Origin of the sequence: Aquipuribacter hungaricus (genome assembly GCF_037860755.1) — a bacterium.
Lineage (GTDB): Bacteria > Actinomycetota > Actinomycetes > Actinomycetales > JBBAYJ01 > Aquipuribacter > Aquipuribacter hungaricus.
In genome coordinates, this window is the sequence record NZ_JBBEOI010000330.1 from 1 (window position 1) to 3,045 (window position 3,045).

The window sequence follows — 3,045 nt, forward strand, 5'->3', positions numbered from 1 at the left end:
GCCTCGACGACGGCGGCCCGGCGTCGCTGCTCGCCGCGGCCGCCCTGCTCGACGTCGCCCGCTCCGCCGGACGCCGTCCCGCCGCCGGGGACGCCGAACCGGTGCCGCCGGCCCGCCCCGACACCGCACCGGTCGCGAGGACGTCGCCGGCCACGGTCGTGCGGCTGCTCGCCGGTCCCGCCGAGCAGCTGGAGGAGTGGCTCGAGCTCGTCCGCGACCGCGGCCTCCTCGTCCCGCACGACGCCCTGCCGGGGCTCCTCCGGGTGGCCGCGGCACGACCCGGCCTGCGCCACCTGGTGCGACAGGTGGTGGGGGAGCGGGGCGTCTGGCTCGTCGGGTTCGACCCTCAGCTGGCGTCGCTGGCGACCGCCTGGCGGACGCGCGGCACGCCACCGGAGTCAGACGCAGCAGGTGACGGCGAGGGGCGTGCGGTGCCCGCGCCGACCGTCTCTGCGGTCCCTCCGGGCGGGAACCATGCCGGCGGAACTCCTACGGGCAGCACGCAGGCGGGGGCGGACGACGTCTGGCGCTTCGGGGACCACGCGGCCCGGGTCGCGTGGCTCAGCGCCGCCCGCCGTCGGGACCCTGCCGGGTCCCGCGAGCTCCTGGCGGCCGAGCTCCGCAGCCTGCCCGTCGACCAGCGCGCCGCGCTGCTCGGCGTCCTGGCCGCCGGGCTGGGCGACGCCGACGAGCCGCTGCTCGAGCGCTGCCTCGACGACCGCGCCGGCCCCGTCCGGCGGGCCGCGGCGCTCTTGCTGTGCCGGCTGCCCCGCTCGGCCCACGCCGACCGGGCTCGGGCGCGTGCCCGGGCGCACGTCCGGCTCGACGCGCAGCCGGGGCAGGCGGTCCTGGTCGTGGAGCTGCCCGAGCCGCCGTTCGACGCGGCCGCGCTGCGGGACGGGCACGTCGAGCCCGTCGCCGGCCGGGCCGCCGGCGCCCGGGGGGACAGGGCCGAGCGGCTGCACCAGGTCGTCGCTGCCGCGCCGCTGGACACCTGGGTCCCCGCGCTGGCGCCGTCGGTCGAGGAGCTGCTCCGGCTGCCCGTCGCGGACGACCGCGCGCCGCTGCTGCACGCCGGGTGGGCCGCGGCGACTGTGCGCGAGCACGACGGCGCCTGGGCCACGACGCTGCTCCGGGCCGCACCCGGCCTGGCGTCCCGGCTGGTGCCGCAGCTGCCGCCGACGCTGCGCGCCCGCGCGGCCGTCGTGCTGTTGCGGGGCAGCGTCCCCGAGCGCGACGCCGCGCTCGCAGTCCTGCGGGACTGGCCGCGACCCTGGCCCGCCGACCTGGTCGACGCGGTGGTGGGGGCCGTCCGCCGGACGCCCGCGGACGCCGGCTGGGTCGAGCGCACCCGGGCCGGGCAGCTCGCCGCGCTGCTGGGCAGCCGCGCGGACCCCCTCACCACCGCCCTCGACCCCGGGGACGACCGGGCGCTCCAGCACGCCGCCGCCACCCTCGCCGACCGCCGCCAGACCTTCGAGGAGACCCACGCATGAGCCAGCCCGGCCCGACCGCGCACGCCGACGCCGCCCCGTCGGCGCCCGAGAGCGACGCGCACCTGCTCCGCGCCCACGCCGAGCAGGCCTTCGCCGCCGAGCTGGCCGCGCTCGCCGCGCAGGACGACGCCCTCCGCCCGCCGTCGTGGCGGCTCAGCCCCGGCGCGGTCGTCACGTACCTGCTGGGCGGCACCCTCCCGGACGGCACGGTCGTCACACCCAAGTACGTCGGCCCCCGCCGTCTCGTCGAGGTCGCCGTCGCGACCCTGGCGACCGACCGCGCCCTGCTCCTGCTCGGCGTGCCCGGCACGGCCAAGACGTGGGTGTCGGAGCACCTGGCCGCCGCGGTGTCCGGCGACTCGACGCTGCTCGTGCAGGGCACCGCGGGTACCCCGGAGGAGGCGGTGCGCTACGGCTGGAACTACGCCCGCCTCATCGCCGAGGGGCCCAGCGCCGCCGCGCTCGTGCCGTCACCGGTCATGGTCGCCATGCGCGAGGGCAAGGTCGCCCGGATCGAGGAGCTCACCCGCATCCCCTCCGACGTCCAGGACGCCCTCATCACCGTGCTGTCGGAGAAGTCGCTGCCGGTGCCCGAGCTCGGCACCGAGGTGCAGGCCGTCCGCGGCTTCACGGTCATCGCCACCGCCAACGACCGGGACCGCGGCGTCAACGAGCTCAGCTCGGCGCTGCGCCGACGGTTCTCCACCGTGGTCCTGCCGCTGCCGGCCACCGCGGAGGAGGAGGTGTCGATCGTCGTCCAGCGCGTCGAGCAGCTCGGGGCCTCGCTGGAGCTGCCGCCGGTGCCCGACGCGGTCGAGGAGATCCGCCGCGTGGTCACCGTGTTCCGCGAGCTGCGCGGCGGGCGCACCGAGGACGGCCGCACCACGCTCAAGCAGCCCAGCGGCACCCTGTCCACGGCCGAGGCCATCTCGGTCGTCGTCAACGGCATCGCGCTGGCCACGCACTTCGGCGACGGCGTCCTCCGGGCCGCCGACACCGCCGCCGGGGTGGTCGGCGCCGTCGTCCGCGACCCGGTCGCCGACCGGGTCGCGTGGTCGGAGTACCTGGAGGCGGTCGTCCGCGAGCGCGAGGGCTGGGCCCACTTCTACCGCGCTGGCCGGGAGGCCGCGGGATGACGACGGCGGGCGTGCACGTGCTCGGGGTGCGGCACCACGGGCCCGGCTCGGCGCGCTCGGTCGTCGCCGCGCTGGAGCGGCTGCGCCCGCAGGCCGTCCTCGTCGAGGGCCCCGCCGACGCCGACCCGCTGCTGGAGCGGGTGGGCGACCCCGCCCTCGTCCCGCCGGTCGCCGTGCTCGCCCATGCCGTCGACGACCCCGGGCGCGCCGCGTTCTGGCCCTTCGCGGAGTTCTCGCCGGAGTGGCAGGCCGTCCGCTGGGCCCGCGCGGCCGGTGTCCCGGTGCGGTTCTGCGACCTGCCCGCCGCCGTCACGCTGGCCCCGTCCGGCACCCGCCGGAGCCTCGCCGCGCCGCCCGCCGACGAGCGACGCGGCGACGTGCCCGACGACGCGCCTGGCGCCAAGCCAAGTCGG

The 3,045-nt window shown here is 78.9% G+C and carries 3 protein-coding genes; all 3 read left to right on the forward strand.

Annotation, left to right across the window (positions count from 1 at the left end; all coding sequences use genetic code 11):
• The coding region (locus WCS02_RS19075) for a DUF5691 domain-containing protein (RefSeq protein WP_340295865.1) at window positions 1–1,496 on the forward strand (1,496 nt) is incomplete at its 5' end.
• Entirely contained in the window at window positions 1,493–2,632 is a 1,140-nt protein-coding gene (locus WCS02_RS19080; protein ID WP_340295866.1) for an ATP-binding protein, read from the forward strand. The genes WCS02_RS19075 and WCS02_RS19080, both read left to right, overlap by 4 nt.
• Window positions 2,629–3,045: DUF5682 family protein (locus tag WCS02_RS19085; protein ID WP_340295867.1), on the forward strand; the 417-nt coding region annotated here is incomplete at its 3' end. The genes WCS02_RS19080 and WCS02_RS19085, both read left to right, overlap by 4 nt.